The 20,031-nt window shown below is 35.4% G+C and carries 16 protein-coding genes; 9 read left to right on the top strand and 7 right to left on the bottom strand.

Going from position 1 to position 20,031, the window contains the following annotated elements:
• Positions 1 to 52: 52 nt before the first annotated feature.
• The 4 genes from trxB to AVL50_RS03425 all read right to left on the bottom strand — a co-directional run bounded on the left by trxB (position 53) and on the right by AVL50_RS03425 (position 3,947).
• On the bottom strand, positions 53 to 991 hold the full coding sequence (gene trxB / locus AVL50_RS03440) for a thioredoxin-disulfide reductase (protein WP_062615086.1): 939 nt from the start codon (positions 989 to 991) through the stop codon (positions 53 to 55).
• 81 nt (positions 992 to 1,072) lie between these two features.
• Positions 1,073 to 2,548, bottom strand: a complete 1,476-nt coding sequence (locus AVL50_RS03435) for a trypsin-like peptidase domain-containing protein (RefSeq protein WP_062615102.1) — start codon at positions 2,546 to 2,548, stop codon at positions 1,073 to 1,075.
• 74 nt (positions 2,549 to 2,622) lie between these two features.
• On the bottom strand, positions 2,623 to 3,234 hold the full coding sequence (locus AVL50_RS03430; RefSeq protein ID WP_062615085.1) for a hypothetical protein: 612 nt from the start codon (positions 3,232 to 3,234) through the stop codon (positions 2,623 to 2,625).
• A complete protein-coding gene (locus tag AVL50_RS03425; RefSeq protein ID WP_062615084.1) occupies positions 3,234 to 3,947 on the bottom strand; it encodes a pyridoxine 5'-phosphate synthase in 714 nt (237 codons plus the stop codon). The genes AVL50_RS03430 and AVL50_RS03425 overlap by 1 nt, the downstream gene beginning before the upstream one ends.
• A gap of 285 nt (positions 3,948 to 4,232) precedes the next feature.
• Here AVL50_RS03425 and AVL50_RS03420 point away from each other — a divergent pair, with 285 nt between their 5' ends.
• The 4 genes from AVL50_RS03420 (at position 4,233) to AVL50_RS03405 (ending at position 7,580) form a co-directional block, all read left to right on the top strand.
• A complete protein-coding gene (locus AVL50_RS03420; RefSeq protein ID WP_062615083.1) occupies positions 4,233 to 4,682 on the top strand; it encodes a GatB/YqeY domain-containing protein in 450 nt (149 codons plus the stop codon).
• 22 nt (positions 4,683 to 4,704) lie between these two features.
• Entirely contained in the window at positions 4,705 to 5,265 is a 561-nt protein-coding gene (locus AVL50_RS03415; RefSeq protein ID WP_062615082.1) for a CvpA family protein, read from the top strand.
• A 60-nt stretch (positions 5,266 to 5,325) separates the two neighbouring features.
• The gene (locus AVL50_RS03410; protein ID WP_062615081.1) at positions 5,326 to 5,895 is read left to right on the top strand and encodes an aminodeoxychorismate/anthranilate synthase component II; all 570 of its coding nucleotides are present in this window, start codon (positions 5,326 to 5,328) and stop codon (positions 5,893 to 5,895) included.
• A 218-nt stretch (positions 5,896 to 6,113) separates the two neighbouring features.
• The gene (locus AVL50_RS03405) at positions 6,114 to 7,580 is read left to right on the top strand and encodes a hypothetical protein (RefSeq protein WP_062615080.1); all 1,467 of its coding nucleotides are present in this window, start codon (positions 6,114 to 6,116) and stop codon (positions 7,578 to 7,580) included.
• Between the two features lie 225 nt (positions 7,581 to 7,805).
• Here the strand turns inward: AVL50_RS03405 and AVL50_RS03400 are convergent, their stop codons facing one another.
• From AVL50_RS03400 to prfB, 3 genes are all read right to left on the bottom strand, one after another.
• The gene (locus AVL50_RS03400) at positions 7,806 to 8,216 is read right to left on the bottom strand and encodes a response regulator (RefSeq protein ID WP_062615079.1); all 411 of its coding nucleotides are present in this window, start codon (positions 8,214 to 8,216) and stop codon (positions 7,806 to 7,808) included.
• Positions 8,217 to 8,446: 230 nt separating this feature from the next.
• Entirely contained in the window at positions 8,447 to 9,997 is a 1,551-nt protein-coding gene (locus AVL50_RS03395) for an aldehyde dehydrogenase family protein (protein WP_062615078.1), read from the bottom strand.
• 145 nt (positions 9,998 to 10,142) lie between these two features.
• The gene (prfB, locus tag AVL50_RS03390; protein ID WP_062615077.1) at positions 10,143 to 11,216 is read right to left on the bottom strand and encodes a peptide chain release factor 2; all 1,074 of its coding nucleotides are present in this window, start codon (positions 11,214 to 11,216) and stop codon (positions 10,143 to 10,145) included.
• Positions 11,217 to 11,446: 230 nt separating this feature from the next.
• Here prfB and AVL50_RS03385 point away from each other — a divergent pair, with 230 nt between their 5' ends.
• The 5 genes from AVL50_RS03385 to AVL50_RS03365 all read left to right on the top strand — a co-directional run bounded on the left by AVL50_RS03385 (position 11,447) and on the right by AVL50_RS03365 (position 19,940).
• On the top strand, positions 11,447 to 12,355 hold the full coding sequence (locus AVL50_RS03385; RefSeq protein ID WP_062615076.1) for a hypothetical protein: 909 nt from the start codon (positions 11,447 to 11,449) through the stop codon (positions 12,353 to 12,355).
• Positions 12,356 to 12,399: 44 nt separating this feature from the next.
• The gene (locus tag AVL50_RS03380) at positions 12,400 to 13,749 is read left to right on the top strand and encodes a peptidylprolyl isomerase (RefSeq protein ID WP_062615075.1); all 1,350 of its coding nucleotides are present in this window, start codon (positions 12,400 to 12,402) and stop codon (positions 13,747 to 13,749) included.
• Between the two features lie 245 nt (positions 13,750 to 13,994).
• Positions 13,995 to 14,786: an outer membrane beta-barrel protein gene (locus tag AVL50_RS03375; RefSeq protein ID WP_172826753.1), complete on the top strand. Its 792-nt coding sequence runs from the start codon at positions 13,995 to 13,997 to the stop codon at positions 14,784 to 14,786.
• A 95-nt stretch (positions 14,787 to 14,881) separates the two neighbouring features.
• On the top strand, positions 14,882 to 18,691 hold the full coding sequence (locus tag AVL50_RS03370) for a hypothetical protein (RefSeq protein ID WP_062615073.1): 3,810 nt from the start codon (positions 14,882 to 14,884) through the stop codon (positions 18,689 to 18,691).
• Between the two features lie 274 nt (positions 18,692 to 18,965).
• On the top strand, positions 18,966 to 19,940 hold the full coding sequence (locus AVL50_RS03365; RefSeq protein WP_371258982.1) for an AAA family ATPase: 975 nt from the start codon (positions 18,966 to 18,968) through the stop codon (positions 19,938 to 19,940).
• The last annotated feature ends 91 nt before the right edge of the window (positions 19,941 to 20,031 follow it).

The raw sequence follows: 20,031 nt of genomic DNA, 5'->3' as shown, positions 1-20,031 counted from the left end.
AAGGTGTGATAAAATGAATTATCACACCTTTTTCTATCAATATTAATAAAGGTTAGTCCTCAAGCTCAACTAAATATCTTTCAGCTTCTAAAGCCGCCATACATCCAGTACCTGCTGCAGTAACTGCTTGTCTGTAAATTGTATCTTGAACGTCACCTGCTGCAAACACACCTTTGATGTTTGTTTGAGTGCTGTCAGGCTTAGTAATTAAGTAACCTGCATCGTCCATGTCCAATTGACCTTTGAAGATATCAGTGTTAGGCTTGTGACCAATAGCAACAAAGAATCCAGTCACGTCAATAGTACTTTCCTCATTTGTTTTGTTATTGATTACTCTTACACCTTCCACAGCATCTTTACCTAATACTTCTTTTGTTTCAGTATTCCAGTGAATTGTGATGTTTTCTTTCTTCATTACACGCTCTTGCATAATTTTAGAAGCTCTCATCTCATCACGACGTACTAATAGGTGTACATTTGCTGCAAGATTTGATAAATAATGCGCCTCTTCAGCGGCTGAGTCACCAGCACCTACAACAACAACATCTTGTCCTCTATAGAAGAAACCGTCACAAACAGCACAAGCAGAAACACCCATTCCGTTTAAACGAGACTCAGATTCTAATCCTAACCACTTTGCAGAAGCACCAGTAGAAATAATGATAGAATCAGCTTCGATTTCAGTCTCTTCATTGACAGTTGCAACGTGAGGACCATCCTCGTTAAATTGAACATTTGTTACAAAGCCAGTGCGAATATCAGTACCAAAACGCTCTGCTTGCTCTTGTAATTCCATCATCATTTGAGGACCCATGATTCCTTTAGGATAACCTGGGAAGTTCTCAACATCATTTGTAATAGTCAACTGACCACCAGGTTGAGGACCTTGGTATAATACAGGCGATAAGTTAGCTCTTGAAGCATAAATGGCTGCAGTATAACCTGCAGGGCCTGAACCAATGATGAGGGTTTTTACACGTTCTCTTGACATCTTTTTATTTTTATTTTATATCTAATTCAACTTTATAAGTACTCTTAAAGTATTTGTAGAAAAACTTTGTTTGAGTGCTTATTAAAAATAATAACTGTAATAACGGTGAGAGCGATCTTTCTTCATGATTTCAATAATCACTCTACCTCTAATTTTTGAAAGAATCTTAGCGAAATCTTTAGGATCATCTAAAGGGTAACGGTTGATAGAAACCAATATCATCCCCTGTTTTAATCCCATTTCGCTGATCAAACCATTTCTTTCCACTTCCTCAATTCGAATACCCGTTTCAAGATTTAGTTTGGATCTTTCTATTTTCGAAATCGCCGTAAATTTAGCACCGATTTCTTTAGCATCGTAAATCTTCTTCTCATTTACGTTAGTTGTTCCATCAATGTTTGTTAAAACAACATTTTTTTCTATTTTCTTTCCTTCACGTAATATTTCTATTGAAATTTTATCGCCAGGTACATAATAACTGAGTTGTTCATCATAAGCAGCCTCCGTCTCAATGGAGAAGTTATCGATGGATAAAATGACATCACCTACTTCCAATTTATTCTTTTCAGCTGCTCCTCCTTCAATTTTAGTGATCACAACTCCGTTAATCTCTTTCATGTTGAGTTTTTCTGCAATCTTTTCGTTCACTGCTTTAATACTCACACCTAGAAAGGCTTTTTGAACCTCGCCGTATTTCTTTAAATCATTAACTACCTTAGCTACGATATCTGAAGGAACTGCAAATCCGTAACCTGCGTAACTTCCTGTTTTCGATAAAATAGCGGTATTAATTCCTACTAAATCACCGTGCAAATTGACAAGTGCTCCTCCAGAGTTGCCTGGGTTAATAGCAGCATCAGTTTGTATGAAGGATTCAATCGGAAATACATCATTCATGATTCCTATTTTTCTGCCTTTCGCACTGACAATTCCTGCGGTAACAGTGCTTGTTAAGTTAAAAGGATTACCCACGGCTAATACCCAATCACCCACTCTTACTGCTTTGGAAGAAGCAATTTGAATGGCAGGGAGATTGTCTTTTTCTATTTTCAGCAAAGCAATATCCGTTGATGGGTCTATACCAATCAACTTTGCTTCATAAGTTCTTTTATTATAATTGACTTCTATTTTATCAGCTCCTTTGACTACGTGATTGTTTGTAACGATGTATCCGTCTTTCGAAAAAATCACTCCTGAGCCAGAGCCGGCAGCAATGCCTTGAGGATTCTTTTGAGTAGGCCTTCCGAAAAATAAATCACTCCATGTTCTTCTGTTGCTATACCTGTCTTTTACATAAGTGACAATATAGACCACAGATTGCGTACTGACAGCTGAAGCTTCAGCAAAGTCTGCTAAGTTTAATTCTCTAGAGTTTTCATCCGTAAAATCGTCAGATGAAATATTAGTAAGAGGGGTAGGTAGAGGTTGATTTTGAATGGTGTTGTTGGCAAATTTGAACTCTTCCTGTTCTGTGTTTGCAAAATATTCATGATAGAATAAAGCACCTCCAAAGCCACTCAATAAGCTAATTGATATTGTAATTAGGATCTGTTTCATCTTGTTAGTGTTTATCTTTATTTTATTATTACCATTCAATTAAAATGCCTTTTCTACTTTACTGCCAATATGACTTATGGATGTATTAAATCAGATGATAAGTTGACAGTTTCAAACTGCATTTTCAGTTCTTTTTCGTAAAGCTCTTTATTAGAGGTTTGGATGGATAATTCTATATTGTTGGATAATTTTTGTTTGATAAGTGAAATGGAGTTTAGGTGTATCTCTTGGATTGTCACAGTGTCAACTCCTGTTTGGTGGCTTATTTTGAGTATTTCTTTCCATTCTTTTTCCTCGATGAACGTATTAGGTATTCTCAATCCATGAAGGACTTCATAGGAGTGTGCAGTTTTAGAAAGTTGTAAGCTTTCGATTTTGCACCAACCTGGATTGGTTCTCAGCGCTCCAATATTTAGGGTTGAAACGACTTCATTGACACCTACTTTAATCAACTCTTTCATAGCAAATACCTTTGTTTGAATAAGGTCATTACCGTCAAGACTGCCCGCATTGGATTGAATAATAAGTGCTTTGTTTTGAAGTTCTCTTGCTACTTTTTTCACCCAAAAAGCAGGAACATTGATCCCTTTCAAGGGAAGCTGTTTCCCAAGTTGAATTACTTGGTCCACATCTTCCTCTGAGGCAAAGGGATTATTCAAATCATATATGATTTGTTCAAATTGCATTACTTCAACTGCTTTAGATAAAGTTGAATAGTATTTTCAAGACCTAAATATAGAGCATCACAAACTAAAGCATGACCAATAGAAACCTCGTCTAAACCTTTGATATTGTCATTGAAATATTTAAGGTTATCCAAATCAAGATCATGTCCTGCATTTAAACCTAACCCAAATTCAACTGCTTTCTCTGCCGCTTTTATATAAGGGGCAATTGCCTCTTCTTTGTTTTCGTGAAACTGAGCAGCATAAGGTTCTGTATAAAGTTCTACTCTATCTGCACCACATGCAGCAGCACCTTCTACCATTTTAGGATCTGGATCTACGAAAATAGAAACTCTTATTCCTTTGGCCTTTAACTTTGCTGTTACTTCTGTAAGAAATTCCTTGTTTTTAATTGTATCCCAACCTGCATTTGAAGTGATGGCATCATCTGCATCAGGAACTAAAGTGGCTTGTTCTGGAACAACATCCAGTACCAATTCCATAAAACGAGGCTCAGGATTTCCTTCAATATTATATTCAGTTGTAACAACTGGTTTTAAATCGTATGTATCTTGCCTAGTAATATGTCTCTCGTCTGGACGAGGGTGGATTGTAATACCCTCTGCACCAAAACGTTCAGCATCCTTTGCAACTTTCACCAAATTTGGATTGTCCCCACCTCTTGCATTCCTAATGGTCGCAATCTTATTCACGTTGACGCTTAATCGAGTCATAATTCTATTTTCTAGTTTAATTTAAAGTTCATGCAAAAATGCTTTATTCCATTTATAAAAGCATAACAAAAGGGAAAATTAATAAACTGTAAAGGAAAAATAGACTAAAAATTACGTTCCTTTTCGAGGTAATAACAAAATTTAGAGGGTTTCTGTTCTAGAATTAGGCTTATCCAATTGCATTTTAAAGGTATTTCAGAAGGTTTTTTGTAACTTGATAGTAAACGTGCAATAAGTTGCTATTTTTGTAGGTGAAAATGGATTTTAAATCTTAACATAAATACAATGAGCTTAAAGGCAAAAGTACAAGAGGCTATGAAAACGGCCATGAAAAATAAAGATAAAGCAACTTTAGGTACGTTAAAACAGTTAAAGGCGAAGATTCAGTTAGCAGAGACAGCACAAGGAAAAGAATATGTTCTAACTACTGAAGAAGAATTGAAGCTTTTAATGAAAGAAGCGAAGCAAAGAAAAGAGTCTGCAGAAACTTACCAAAGCTCAGGTAGAGAAGATTTAGCTGAAATTGAATTAGCGGAGTTGGCAGTGATTGAGACATACTTACCAAAGCAAATGTCTGATGAGGAGATTGTTGCAGGAGTAAAAGAATTGATTGCTGAAGTGGGTGCGTCATCGCCAAAGGATATGGGTAAAGTGATGGGTGCAGCTGGTAAGAAGTTTGCAGGAGTTGCAGATATGAAAGTTGTTTCTGCAAAAGTAAAAGAAGCGTTAATGTAATTCAAAAAATTTAATATAGACAGTGGAACAAGACTTAGGATTTTTTACATCATACATCAGAATCACAGACATCATTCTTGCTGGAATGATTGTATATGGTGCCTATAAAGGATTTAAAAGAGGCTTTTTATTAGAGATAATATCGACATTGGTATTTGTAGTAGGTGCTTCTTTAATTTTCTTTGGTGTTGCTGGAGCTTTTTCTTCATCAAGGACTTATGTTAATACACCTAAATCCACTGTGTTCTTTGCTTATGTCGTTTTCTTTTTTGCAGGAACTATGGGACTGAATCTGTTAGGAAAATGGCTGCAAAATAAGATCGACTATTCTGTATTGGATGATTTGGATAATGTAGCTGCACTTTTGTTAGGTGGTTTTAAATATGCATTATCCCTGTCTGTAATATTAGGCCTTTTTAATTCAGCAGGTTTAGGTTTGCCCAAAGATGTCACAGAAGATTCAGTGGTTTATCCCAAATTGTTGGAGTTAAACGATTGGGTATTAGATGCCGGCGGTACCATAATGCCAAGCATGAAAAGGTATAGTAAAGAGATTCATGAATTATTTGAAGAAAATTTATAAAGAAAAGGGAAGTTAAATGACTTCCCTTTTTTATTTTTGTGCTCAAATAAACTAAGCATCATGATTTTATTATTAGACAATTTTGACTCATTTACATATAATTTAGTAGATTATTTCACTCAATTAGGACAGAAGGTGGAAGTAGTAAGAAATACTACCCCTTTAGAAGAAATTGTAGTTTATAAATATGATGCTATCGTATTATCACCTGGACCAGAGACTCCAGATAAAGCGGGTAATATGTTAGAGGTAATTGATTATTATCATAAAACACATCCTATATTAGGTATATGTTTAGGTCATCAAGCTATTGGAGAGTATTTTGGAGGGAAGGTAGTAAAAGCACTAAAACCAATGCACGGGAAGATATCACAAATTGATGCCCAACCATCACCTTTATTCCAAAAAATTCCTGCAGAGTTTTCAGTAGTGAGATATCACTCCTTGATATTATCAAATGTACCAGATGCTGTCAAAGTAGTTGCATCTTCAAAAGAAGGTGAAGTAATGGCGATTGCACATGAAAATTTGCCAGTTTTTGGTGTTCAATTTCATCCTGAAGCAATATTAACTGAATTTGGATTGGATATTTTAAAGAATTGGATTGGAACTTGGAAAGAGAATAATTGAAAAACGTGATTTTACTTTTTATATCCAATAACACCATGAAATAATACATCGGTTTTTAAAAATCAATTCTTATATTTATATATGAGAAGTATAGAAAAATTAAGTATTTCGATAAAAGTTTACTATTTTTATTGCTACTAAACCTCATCTTCTTGATTAAGGCATACTTTCTCGAATTGTCTCTTCAACGCAATAATAAAGCACTCAGTATCTAATTTATGGCGAGGTTAAAACATATCATAAAGCAATTATCTGAAAAAGACTACGAAGCAATAAGGAATTCTCTTATGGAAAGTAATGCTGAGAAATCGGCATATCTACTATCTTCTATGCGAGAAAAGAAGATATCTGATCAGCAGGTAATGTCTGAATTAGATGTGAATACAAATGCTTATTATACTTTAAGATCAAGGCTGAATCAAAAAATTGAAGAATATTTGCTGCAGCAGATGGAAAGCCCAAGGGCTGACTTACTGAAGAAAGTGGCCAATATTCATGAGATGGTTTTTACCAAAAAAAGAGCTATTTCAATTGTTACACTCAAAAAACTGGAAAAAGAACTTTTGGATTATGATTTGTCCAATGAGTTGACAGTTGTGTATAAAGCTTTGAAAAGGCTTCATATTAATTCACCTGATTATTTCGTCTATTCTCAGTTGTACAATAAGCATGTTGCTTACATGCTAGCGGTGGATAAAATCGAAGATATATTGGCAGATTATTTCAAAAAGTTTGGAGTTTATGCCTTTACAGGTGATGAAATCGATAAAATGGGATTGGATCTCCTGCATCAGGAAATGCAGAATACTTGTAAATTGTATGAGTCACACAGGCCTTTTGTATATCAAAGTTGTATGAATATTTTTCATCGCTTATTTATAGAAGACAACTCAAATGTCAAGTTTTCAGACACTGAAGATGTAGAACCAATTGAGGATATTTTCTTGAAAATAGATCAGGTATTTGACCAATATCAGATGGATTCCATCTATTTTCACCTTCACAATGTTTTCGAATTTTTAAAGCTTGAATATTACACTCACTATGGTGTATTTAGAAAAGCAAGCAAATATTTTGATTCTGTCAATGAGGATGTGGTTCCGTTATTAATGCATAGTAATTTGTATACTTTCCCATCCCAGTTCCTTCAGACAAAATTACAAAGGGCTTTACAGACCGATACCCAAACCGAATTATTTGAATCTAATAAAGATATTTTTGCTGATTATGAGCCAGATAAGGAAGATATTCCTAACTACGTGTCTTATGTAGTATACAGAGCAATGTCGGCTTATCATGCAAAAGAATTTGATGAGGCAGCTCGTTTCTTAAATAACCTATTAAACGAAGTGAGTTTGAAAAAATATCCTCACGCATTTTTGGAGGTGAAATGCCTGTTGGCTTTACAATATGTTTGTATCAGGGATTACGAACTGTTTAATCAATTGGCTAACAGTATTCAAAGACAAATCCGTTTGATGGGAAAAGAAAGTTGTCCTTCTATTTCACTGTTTTTGAAAATGCTCAAAACAGGTATGAGTGAGGCAAAACGGGATAAAATGTCAAAAGTATCGAACATTATTACAAAGTATACTCAGATAAAATCCCCGTATATTTTTGCTCCTACTCGACAAATCAGAATGGATGATCAATTTATTCGTTATGTAAGCGGTGAAAATGAATAGAAATTGAGATAAAGGGCATGTCATAACGTTCATTTGGTATGATAAGCCCATAGTCCGTTGAATATATGAGAATGAAAAAGGTATTGATTTTACATCAATACCTTTTATGTTAATAAAAAAGTAAGAAAATTATGAGAACAATTTCGTCTCCTTAAAATTCTCACTTTGCTAATTAAAGACTTACTTCAACATGTTTAACAATGATACTGTTACATGTGTGTATATTTAAATTTCTAGTAATGACAAGTTTTTCTGAGTCAACGGCTTGTTGACATATTTCTTCACGTAACTATAGTTTTGTGATCTGCTTATATCTTGAGGGTTAATCGAAGAGGTAAGCATGACTATATTACATTTGCTTTTCGTTTTTTCATCCAATTGATCAAATAGGTCCAGAAATTGAAAACCGTCCATAAGAGGCATATCAATGTCTAAAAAAATAAGTTCAGGTAAAACTTGATCGGCTATATCTCCAAGCTTTTCTATGTTACGAAGAAACTCAATTGCACTTTTTGCTCCTGAATGGATAAATATATTGTCGCTTATTTTAGAAGCTTCAATCATTTTTTGGTTTATAAGATTGTCGATTTCATTGTCATCAATCAACATCACAGAAAAGTATTTGTTTTGAGCCATAAAGTAATGTTAAAGCTGATAGGTATATACTATTGTATGTAAAGAGAGTAATGAGAAAACCCAACAGTATTAGTTAAATAATCTCTAATTCAATATAACTAATGAAGGAGCAATCTCAAAAAAAATAGACCATTAAATGATCCATTATTTCCCTTTTTAATGTAAGGTTTAATGTGTATGATAAGAAAAAGAGCTTCAAACCTTTTAAACTTGAAGCTCTTTTTACGTGCTTAAATGTCGAATTTAATACCTTGGGCTAAAGGTAAGACTCTACCATAATTAATAGTGTTGGTTTGTCTTCTCATGTAAGCTTTCCAAGAATCTGAACCGGATTCTCTTCCTCCGCCAGTTTCTTTTTCACCACCGAAAGCACCACCGATTTCTGCTCCTGATGTTCCGATGTTGACATTGGCAATACCACAGTCAGAACCTGCTGCACTTAAAAACGCTTCTGATTCTAAAAGGTGATTAGTGAATATAGCTGAAGATAAGCCCTGTTTTACATCATTTTGGATTTGAATAGCATTCTCTACTTCACCAGTATATTTGATCAGATATAAAATAGGAGCAAAGGTTTCATCCTGCACAATTTCATAATGATTTTCAGCTTCAATAATTGCTGGGTAAACATAATTGCCGGAAAGCCCTTCAGCATAGAATGAATCACCTCCAATTAGTAATTTTCCACCTTCTGACTTTGCTTTCTCAATTGCATTTTTGAAAGCATCAACAGCATCTTTGTCAATCAGTGGACCCACCAATTTACTTTCATCTAAAGGATTGCCAATTGATAATGATGGGTATATTTTTAATAGACGTTCTTTCACTTGTTCGTAAACGTTCGAGTGAACAATTAGTCTACGAGTAGAAGTACACCTTTGGCCACACGTTCCTACTGCTCCAAAAACTGTTGCTCTGATGGCCATTTCAATATCTGCATTTTCAGTGATGATCAATGCATTGTTTCCACCCAGTTCGAGCAATGATTTACCTAAACGGGCTCCCACTGCTTCTCCTACTTTCTTACCCATACGAGTAGATCCTGTGGCAGAGATCAGAGGGAAACGTTGATCATGAGACATTTTCGCTCCAATTGAAGCATCTCCAATGATATAACTGAATAAACCTTCTGGTAAATCATTTTCATTCAACACATCTTGAAGAATGTATTGGCATGCAATAGCTGTAAGAGGCGTTTTTTCTGAAGGTTTCCAGATACAAACATTTCCTGCAATTGAGGCAATCATTGAATTCCATGACCAAACAGCAACTGGGAAGTTGAAAGCTGAAATAATCCCTACAATTCCTAGTGGATGCCATTGTTCAAACATTCTATGATCTTGTCTCTCTGACTTCATTTCAAGACCATAAAGCTGTCTTGATTGCCCAACAGCAAAGTCACAGATATCAATCATTTCTTGTACTTCTCCAAGACCTTCTTGATAAATTTTACCCATTTCATAAGTAACCAATTTACCAAGAGGCTCTTTATATTTTCTTAGTGCTTCTCCAATCTGACGGACAACTTCACCTCTTTTTGGAGCAGGTAAAACTTTCCATATTTCAAAAGCTTTTTGAGCTTCTTCAATGATAATTTCAAGATCAGCTTCAGTAGCCATTTCTACTTCAGCTATCAATTCACCGTCAGCAGGGGAGTAGATTTTACGGGTTTCACGGGTTTCATCTAGTTTTGCAAACTTTCTACCAGTAGAATAGGCAGGGTTGCGTTGTTCAATCCCTAATTCTTTAAGGAAGTCTAATTGAACCGAAGTTGTATTCATGTTATATATGTAATGTGTTTAAATGGTGGAACAAAGTTGAAAAAAAAGTAGATGAAGACAAAGAAAAACCTTAAAAATAAACGTATTAATTACGTTTGTATTTTTAAGGTTATTTATCGAATCAAAAAATTCAGATGTATTTGGATTAATTTTGCATTAAGAATGCCTTGATGAAATCATCTAAATCTCCATCTAATACTTTCTGAACATCTGTTTTTTCTACACCTGTTCTGATATCTTTTACCAATTTATAAGGATGCATTGTGTAGTTTCTGATCTGAGAACCAAAATCTACTCTTTTCTTAGAGTTTTCTACCTTAGCTTTCTCTGCATTCCTTTTTTCTACCTCTTGTTGGTAGAGTCTTGATTTCAACATTTTAATGGCTTTCTCTTTGTTTTGTAATTGAGAACGCTCTTGTTGACATTCAACTATAATGCCTGATGTGTGACGTAAACGAACGGCAGTTTCTACTTTATTGACGTTTTGTCCACCGGCACCACCAGAACGGAAAGTTTCCCAAGTAATATCGGCAGGATTTACCTCAATTTCAATAGAATCATCTACTACGGGATAAACGAAGACAGATCCAAAAGTGGTATGTCTTTTACCACTGGAATCAAATGGACTTAATCGTACCATTCTATGTACACCAATTTCAGATTGAAGATAACCGTAAGCAAAATCGCCCTCAAATTCAAGTGTTGCTTGTTTAAAACCTACAACATCTCCTTCATTAGTATTGACGACTTTTACTTTATAGCCATGTGATTCACCCCACATTTTATACATCCTGAAAAGCATCTCTACCCAGTCATTGGATTCTGTACCGCCAGCACCAGAATTGATTTCCATCATTGCACTTAGGCTGTCTTCTTCATTACTCAACATCTTTTGTAATTCCAACGCCTCAATAGCCTCTTCTGTTTTCTTTCCTTCAGCATCCAATTCCTCTTCATCAACATCACCTGCTTCAAAAAATTCAAATAGTGTTTCTAAATCCTCAAGCAATGCACTGATTTCATCAAACTTATCAACCCAGGATTTCAAACCTTTGATTTCTTTAAGAAGACCTTCCGCTGTTTTGGGGTCATCCCAAAAGCCTGCCACGGTAGTTTCAGCTTCTTTGGTTTCTATTTCATTTTTCTTTGAAGATATATCAAGGTATCCATCTAATGCGTTGACACGGTTTTTCAACTCTTTCAGCTGAGATGCATTCATATTAAAATTCTTACTTTATGTAAAAACTTGATTCCATATCCGGTCAAGTCTTTTTATCCATTAAAGTCCAAATATAGGAGATTTTTTCGAGCTTAACCTGTGTTCAAGGGTATTTAGAATTGATGTTTGGGATTAAATTTAAAGAATTTTAATACTTTTTTTTCATCAAAAAGGGAGTATTGTGTGTCACGAATAATGCACGGCAATTCTAATTAATTAAATTTGCCCTTATGATTAAGAAAAACTTCTACATATATAGCTTGATAGGCTTACTCTTGTTTGCCTCATCATGTGATCAAATTAAAGAATCATTTTCAAAGGCAATAGAAGAAGAGAATATACAGAATTCTAGGATTCCATTGGCTAGAGTAAACGACAAAGTGTTATATGATACTGAAATAAAAAATCTTTTTACAGCAAGAATGTCACGAAAAGATTCTATCAATATCAGAGACAGATACATTAATACGTGGGTTAGAAAAGTAATTACTCTTGAAAAGGCCGCTTCTAAAGTAGATGTGGAGAAATTGGATTTAGATAGGAGATTAGAAGAGTATAAGTTCCAATTGATCATGCATGAATATGAGCGAGAGTATATTACATCACATCTTGATACGGTGGTGACAGAGGGACAAGTCAAGTCTTACTATCATCAGAATTCAGATGATTTTATACTTAAAACAAATATCGTTAGAGGATCATTTTTAAGATATCCAAATTCGGCTCCGGAATTAAAAAAGGTGAAAGGCTGGATAAAGAGTAAAAAAGAGGGAGATAAAGAAAAATTGAGATCTTCTGCTTTTGCTTATGCAGATTTTGTACATTTGGAAGATTCTGTGTGGTTAGATTTGGATGAACTTCTTTTTGGAACTCCATTTATGAACTCACAATCTGAGGTAACCAAATTATTGAAGAGAGATAAACTTTGGGAGGCTAGTGATGAATCAAATACATATATCTTTAAAATCGATGATTATAAGATAGTTGATCAGACACCACCTTTACAATTTGTGTCTCAACAAGTAAAGAAAGTGATCTTAGGTAAAAGAAAATTAAAGCTTCGTAGTGAGTTGGAAAGTCAATTATATGACGAAGCTACAAAGAATAATGAATATGAGATTTTTGTCTCAGAAGAATAAACGCTAAACAGAAAATACTTTAAAAATAGAAGTATAGAGTCAATATGAATCAACGTACTTACACCTTAATAGGATTTTTACTCCTTTTTGCAACATCGCTTTTCGCACAAGATGATGCTGTGCCTGTAGATAAAATTATAGCCAAAGTAGATAATAACATTATATTATTATCTGAAGTTGAGGCTGGTTATCAGCAAATGCTTGCCAATGGACAATATCCTAATGATAAACAAGAAGCAAAATGTGATATCCTGAAAGGATTGATCGTGAATAAGATTATGTATGCAAAAGCTCAGATTGACTCCATTGAAGTGGATGATGCTAGAGTGTCTGACGAATTAGAAAGACGTATGCAATACTTTATTCTCCAAGCAGGTTCTCAAGAAAAACTGGAGAAAACATTGGGTAGTTCTGTAAATGATCTTAGAGATGATTTGAGAGACCAAGTAAAAGAACAAATGACGGTGCAGACAATGCAACAGCAAATCATTTCTGATGTTACAATTACTCCTAAGCAAGTAAAAAAATACTTTGAGTCTATACCTCAAGACAGTATTCCTTTCTTATCAGCAGAAGTGAAGGTAGGTCAGATTGTAAGAGAACCACAAGTGTCAGAATCTGAAAAGGAAAAAGCAAAGCAACAATTGATCGACATCAAAAAACGAATCTTAGATGGTGAAGATTTTGGAGTTTTAGCAAAGCAATACTCTCAGGATTATGGATCAGCTAGGAAAGGTGGAGACCTTGGATGGCATGGTAGAGGTGAGTTGGTACCAGAATTCGAAGAAATCGCATTGACAGTTGAGCCTAATGAAATTGCAGATCCAGTAGAATCAGATTTTGGATATCATTTGATTCAGTTGTTGGAAAGACGAGGTGGTAGATTTAGAGCTAGACACATCTTAATTAGACCGAAATCAAATTACCAAGATGTAAAAGATGCTGTAGCCTTCCTTGATAGTATTAGAACGTTGATAGCAGATTCAGATACTTTGGGGTTTGAAAAAGCGGTAAACTTATATTCTGATGATCAACCCACACGTGCCAACGCTGGGTATTTTAAAAACAACGTGACAGGTAGTTCTTACATGGCCACAGATGAGTTGGATCCGGTTGTATTCTTCGCTATTGATACGATGACAGTAGGCAATACTTCCAAGCCTTTAAAATACCGTACAGAGGATGGGCAAGATGCAGTTAGAATTATTTATTATTCTGATTACAAACCTCCACATTATGCTAATTTGAAAGACGACTATCAGAAGTTACAGCAAGCAACGCTCAATAGTCAGAAAAATGAGATCTTAGAAAAGTGGATTAAAACAGCAAAAAATGATGTCTTCATCGAAATTGATCCTGAATTTGATGGATGTAATATTTTAGAAGGTATATAATAAATCAAATATATAATTGCATTGGTTTAATAAGGGCATAATAACAAAAATTATTATGCCCTTTTTGTTTTGTAATTAACAAACATTAACAATGTGTTTTATTTAGTATTACAAGCGTGTTTTCCCTTGATTTTTAGTTTTTTATGAAGTGAAGTTGATGTTTTGTTAATAAAAGGTGTATTGAATTATCAAATATTATGGTATACATTTGTGACGTAAATTAATTATTTCAAAAAATGTTAAAAATGAGTAAGCTAACTATTATTACTTCCTTACTCCTGTTAACGTTTTTTCATGCCAATGCACAGACTGTTAATGACTCAGAAACAACTACTGAAACTGTATCCTCTTCAGAGGGGCAAGCAGATGATGCTAGTACTTCAGATGCTTATTCTGGAGATGATGAGTATGCCTACAGCAAATTTGGTTATGGAGTTACGCTAGGAGGAACGGCAAGTACGTTTGAAGGATACTCAGGGACACGTTACGGCCTTGCTCTGGGTGCTTATGGATCCTACTCAATTTTTGACGGACTTAATGTTAGAGGTGAGGTTCTCTATTTTCAGACTGGTGGAAGTAAGCCAGATGAAATCAGAACTTACAACATTGGTTCAGTAGACCAAGTAAAAGTACACGATAGAAGTGTATTGTTGCAAAACGTCTCGGTTCCAGTGATGCTGACATACGAGTTGCCAGTCGGAAGTGTTGCTCCTTATGTTGGAGCTGGTGGTATCTATCATTTTAATTTTGCTGCACATGAGAACGCAAAAAGAACTTATTCTTTAGGCGATGCAATGGAGACTTCTCCAACTCAAGCACAAAATGTCTATGACGAATATAAACGTCATACGTGGGGACTAATTTTTTCACTTGGTGTTAAAATTCCAGAGATTGTAAATGATTACTCAATGAGAATTGAAGCTCGTTACAATTTAGGAATGGACGACGTCAACGCTTCACAGTTAAACACTGAAGCACAAACTGGTAAAGAGTTAAAGAATAATTCTTTCATGCTAACTATTTCATTTGGGTATTAATGTTACAATGTATCAATTTTAACTATTTCATTCATTAATAATCTCCCAATCAAATAGAAAACATCAATCTATTAAAAAACTATTACAACAAAATCATGAATTACAGTTGGAAAAACTGGAAAGGCTTAGTTATTGCCTCTTCCTTCCTTTTCGCGGGTTTAATCGGATGTAATAAAGAGTATTCCGAGCAAGATTTCTTAAATGATCAGGCCAATCTCGCAGAACAAAACGCTTTACTCCAAGACTCTCTTGAGAAGGCAAGAATCATGGACAGCCTTAAGACAAATGGCTATTTAATCGATTATACAGTAAAGGTAGTTTCTGGTAATGAAGCTTCTTTCAGTTCTAACAATGCTAGAACAATGGATACTCACTCAGGAGCATCTGCTGTTGTAACTTTCATCCAAGGTGATTCATTAGCGACAATTACTGCTAATGAGCAAGGATTTGCGTTCTTCGCTAACGTAAAGCCAGGTGTAGCAACTGTTAATGTTGAATTAGCAGACCATACTCCTGTTTCAATGAACATTGAATTCCTTTCTCCTGAGGCTCTTTCTTTAGTAGGTCCTTTCTCGTCAAATGACTCTACTTATTACTACAATGAGAAAGATTCGGTTTGGATGCCAACTTTCTTAGAAAAGGATAAAGATATTTTACAATATAGACATGCGTCTACTATTATTCCAGTATTCAACACTGCGGATTCTTTAGGAACATCATCTATCAGCGGTAAAGCTGTTTATGTTTCTAGTTTAGTATCAGCAACAAGAACTGCAATTCCTGACGGTGTTAGAATTTCTGCTTCAATTGATGCTTCAAACGAAGATTTCACTGAGCGTTATTTAGATAACTACGCAGGAGACTCGCACATGTCAAATGGAGAAATTGATGGTATCGACTACCAAGACTTCTTATCTCCACGTATCTTAAAAGCAGTATACGAGGGATCAGTTTCTTCAACAACAACAACAGGTGGTACATACAACTTAAGAGTTCCTACTGCTGTTAAAGGTTTACCGATTTGCTTGAAATTTAGTGACTTCTCTGCTGACCAAGAGATCGCTTTCAACAAAATCAAAGGTGAAAACATGAAAAAACCAAGAGTTGAGTCTATCGCAGCTACATTCTCTTCTGTTTATTTAGAAACTGAGCCTAGCTCAAGTGATTATGTAGACCAAGATATTCCAGACGTATTGGGTGCAACTATTGAAATTGAAACTCCTCCAGTAGCTGGTAGCGGTGCAACTTTAACAGGTTCAGTAGTTCCAAGATCATTGACTGATGATGAGTGGGTAACAGATGCTGATCGTAACAGTGGTGAAAACTATGACTTAGTGGTAATCACAAATGCTGGTAGCGGTTATACTGGTGGTGAAGGAGATGATGCAGTAAACATTGAAATCTCAGGTTCTACTACTGATGTTGACGCTTGTGCTTATACAAGAATTGAAGGAACAGTTGCTTCTGTTACAATCAAAACTCAAAGTGCAGATTATTTTATATGGGATGATAACACTTTAAACGATGTAGTTGATTTAGAGATTACTCCTATGAATGACCTTAACCCTGTAGAAGGTGATCAAGTTGATTTAATGACTTCAGTTTCATTCTCAGGTATGGTTGACGGAATCACTGTAACAAACGGCGGTAAAGGTTATACTTCAGTGCCAAACGTAACAATTTCTGGAGGAAGTGGTTCTGGAGCTACAGCAGTAGCTACAGTAGATGGTAGTATTGCTGAATTAACTTCATTAAGCGGAGGTAGCGGTTATGCATTTAGTGCTGGTACTCCAACTATCACAGCTACACCATCTAATGGTAGTTCATTTGTATCAAACCTTTCAGGTTCTTTCTCAGAAGTAACTCTTGCAGGTGGAGGTAGTGGTTATACTAATAGCCGTCGTCCTACAATTACAATTGACGAAGAGTATGGTGCTGGTTCTGGTGCTGTAATTGATTTTGATATCGAAGGTCCTGTTAACAACATTGTTCAAGTAAGTGCAGGTGAAGGTTACCAATTCTCTGGTGACAACAACGATGCTTTTGATGATGCAGCAACTAAGCCTACAGTTACTTTCTCTACAGGTGTAGATTCTGATAATGCAACGGCAACGTTTGGTGATTTAGAGGATGCTTCAGTTACAGGGTTCACTTTAACAACTGCAATTACTGGTTTAACTGCTTCTGAAGATTACTATATTGTAGTGTCTAATGGTGGTGACGAAATTGGTAGATTTAACGCTACTGCTGATGGTTCAGGTGAAATTGCTGGTCCATTTACAACAAACGTTTCAACTGAAGTAGCAACAGTATCTTCATTATCAATTACTAATATTGAAGTATTCGAAGAAGCTACAGACGCTGCTGCAGGTACAATTACTGTAGGTGATATTGGAACAGTAACTATGATTGGTGGTTTAAACCTAATCTTGGATGAGACAGGTACTTATAACTCTGAGCCAACAATTACAATTACAGATACTAATAAAACAGGTTCTGAAGTAGCTTCTTACTTAGCATATATTAACGGTAGTATTACAAACGTAACACTTTCGTCTGCAGGTTCAGGTTACCGTTGGGGTAATATTGCAGATGATGCAACAGATCCTACAAACACTACATACTACACAATCAGTATTGATGTAAGTGATCCACAAAACTATGTTGATTACTCTGGAGGATCATCAACTGGTTCAGTTAGTTTCGATCTTTTAGGTGCAGTGAATGAGGTAATCGTTACAAATGACGGTTCTAACTTCGATGATACTCCAACTATCGATATCGCTCACCCAGGTACTTTATCAGGTACACAAGCAACAGTTTCAGCTGTTTTAGGATTCGAAGTAGATGGTATTACAATTACTAACGTAGGTTCAGGTTATACTGCTAAGCCAACTGTTACAATTGACGCTCCAACAGGTACTGGTTTCACAAGACAAGCATTTGTTGAAGCTGATGATATTACTCTTAAGGGTGAAATCACTGCTGTAAACATCGAGAAAAATGGTTACTATGCGATCGAGTCAGGTCCAACTGAAGATCACCAAGGTTACATTAAAATTACATCTAACTCTGACAGTGATTTCGAAGCTGTGGGTATGTTAAATGGTAAAGTAACTGGTATCTATATCGAAGATGGTAAAGGTGGTAGAGATTACGTTGATACACCTACAATCACTATTTCAGGTGGTAACGGTGCTGACGCTGCTGCAACTTGGTCATTATTTGGTAAGCAATATGCATTTGCAGTAAATGCAGGTGGATCAAGCTACTTCCAAAAACCTCGTGTCTTAGAAGATAAATCTGGTGCTATCCTTGGTGTATCTACATCAGATGGAACTGGTAGCTCAATTGGTGGTGAATTATATAACCATGATGGTAGCTTTGAAATCACTGCTGGTGAATTAGTAATGTCTTATGTTGGAAACATGATGAAAACAGAAGGATACTACTTAGCTGAGCCAACAATCGTTGTTGAAGCTAAACAACCAGTAGCTCCTAAAGCAGAAGTAAGAATTAACTCTCATGGAGAAGTGACTGGTTTTGAGGTTACTGATGAAGGTGAAGGTTATGATAAAACTACTGTGCCTGCTATTACTATCACAACTGTTGGTCCTGCTGAAGTAGAAACTGCATCATTAGCATGGATTCCTTCAGTTTTCCAAGATATGGATGGTGATATCTGGGACAACACTTTTGATGACGGTGATTTAATCATTGTTGGTGGTAAAGGTTACAGAGAAAATGTAAACGAAATCACAAGTAACCAAAGCTTCCAAATTCTTGGAGGTGAGCCTGATTTTGATTCAAGTAATGGAGTAACATCTATTATGGCTCTTCCAGGTGTTGACATCGTATTAGATGTTGATTACGGAACAGGTAGAAGAGAAGTTGAAGTTGAATAAACATAGATTGATGTAGCTCATTTTTGAGATCATTCTTCAATTAGAGGGCTTTCCTTGAAATATAGGAAGGCCCTTTCATTTTTTACTATCTGACTTATCTTTGAAATACAGAGAAGTTTTGTTGTTAGACATATGAATTGATTCTTGATTTATTCCCTAAAAACAACTAATTTCAATTGTCCTAAAATTTAGGATGAATTGATAAGTGAATACTTCATTGATTTTTTATTTTGCTTTTAGCAATCAATAATGTCGCTAGAATAACAATTAAAACATGACATCAAAAATCACTTTTGGATCTGATAAAGAAGCAGCAGATGCATTACATAAAAAATATAATCAATTAAAAGCGGAAATAGGGAAAGTTGTAATTGGTCAGGAAGATACCGTGCATTTTGTATTGACGGCTATTTTTAGTCAAGGACATGCCTTATTACAAGGTGTTCCAGGATTAGCGAAAACCCTATTGATCAATACTGTGGCTCAGGCTTTAGATTTAGACTTTAGTAGAATTCAGTTTACGCCAGACTTGATGCCTTCAGATATTTTGGGTGCGGAGACCATGGATCAAGATCGTAAATTCAAATTCGTTAAGGGTCCCATTTTTTCAAACATTATTCTAGCTGATGAGATTAACCGTACACCTCCAAAAACACAGTCTGCTCTTTTGGAAGCAATGCAAGAATATAAGGTGACGATTGCTAACCAAGAGTTTCAATTAGAGAAGCCTTTCTTTGTACTAGCAACACAAAACCCTATTGAGCAAGAAGGTACTTACCCTTTGCCTGAAGCACAGTTAGATCGTTTTATGTTTAATATTATTTTGGATTACCCTTCGTATGCAGATGAGGTAAATGTTGTGAAAGCAACTACTAATGATGAGAAAAAAGAGGTACAGAGAGTAATGGGATCGGAAGAGATTTTATATTTCCAACATTTAATCCGCAGAGTTCCAATTGCTGATAATGTGGTTGAATATGCCGTGAAATTAGTGCATAAAACTCGTCCAAATTCTGAGTTGGCAGATGATTATACTAATAAATTCGTGGATTGGGGTGCAGGGCCAAGAGCATCACAATATTTAGTGATAGCAGCAAAGTGTCATGCAATCTTATCCGGTAAATATTCCCCTGATATAGAAGATATCAAAGCTGTAGCTGTAAGCGTTTTACGACATAGGGTTGTAAGAAACTTTAAGGCAGAAGCAGAAGGGATTACTATTGTAGATATTATTAAAAAACTTTTATAAAGTATAAATACAAGGTCAAATAAAGAGCATTATTTGACCTTTTTTATTTATTTTCATAAAATGATACATCTGTAAAGGTGGAATAAACACT

The organism is Flammeovirga sp. SJP92, assembly GCF_001583495.1.
GTDB lineage: Bacteria > Bacteroidota > Bacteroidia > Cytophagales > Flammeovirgaceae > Flammeovirga.
Note: the sequence above shows the minus strand (reverse complement) of the source record. Positions and strands in the feature narration are given on the sequence as shown.